Annotated in this window: 1 protein-coding gene; it reads left to right on the plus strand. The window is 65.2% G+C overall.

From position 1 onward, the window contains the following. On the plus strand, positions 1-980 hold a 980-nt coding region (locus AB4Z10_RS29730; RefSeq protein WP_441473998.1), incomplete at both ends, for a DNA translocase FtsK.

Consider the following 980-nt stretch of genomic DNA (forward strand, 5'->3'; position numbering starts at 1 on the left):
AGCCAGGATTTCGAGGCGACCAAGCACAAGCTCGCGCTCTGCCTCGGCAAGACCATCGGCGGCGAGCCGGTCATCGCCGACCTCGCCCGSATGCCGCATCTSCTCGTCGCCGGCACCACCGGCTCGGGCAAGTCCGTCGCGATCAACACCATGATCCTGTCGATCCTCTACCGGCTGAAGCCCGAGGAATGCCGGCTGATCATGGTCGATCCCAAGATGCTCGAGCTCTCCGTCTATGACGGCATCCCGCATCTGCTCACCCCCGTCGTCACCGATCCSAAGAAGGCSGTCGTCGCCCTGAAATGGGCGGTGCGCGAGATGGAGGAGCGCTACAAGAAGATGTCGAAGCTCTCGGTGCGCAACATCGACGGCTTCAATGCCCGGGTCGGYGAGGCCAAGGCCGCCGGCGAGATCATCACCCGCACGGTCCAGACCGGCTTCGACAAGCATTCGGGCGAGGCKRTCTAYGAGGAGGAGGTCATGGACCTCGAGCCTCTGCCCTATATCGTCGTCATCGTCGACGAGATGGCCGACCTGATGATGGTCGCCGGCAAGGAGATCGAGGGCACGATCCAGCGCCTCGCCCAGATGGCGCGCGCCGCCGGCATCCATGTSGTSCTCGCSACGCAGCGCCCCTCGGTCGACGTCATCACCGGCACGATCAAGGCGAACTTCCCGACCCGSATCTCCTTCCAGGTCACCWSSAAGATCGACTCGCGTACGATCCTGGGCGAGATGGGCGCCGAGCAGCTGCTCGGCCAGGGCGACATGCTCTACATGGCCGGCGGCGGGCGCATCACCCGCGTSCACGGCCCCTTCGTCTCGGAYAACGAGGTCGAGAAGGTCGTCGCGCATCTCAAGACGCAAGGCCGGCCGCAATATCTCGACGCCGTCACCTCCGAGGAGGAGGAAGGCGCAGAGGACGAGGACGGCGCCGTGTTCGACAAGACCGGCATGGGTTCGGTCGACAGCGACGACCC

The sequence above is a fragment of the Allobosea sp. RAF48 genome, assembly GCF_052114025.1.
Taxonomy (GTDB): Bacteria; Pseudomonadota; Alphaproteobacteria; order Rhizobiales; family Beijerinckiaceae; genus Allobosea.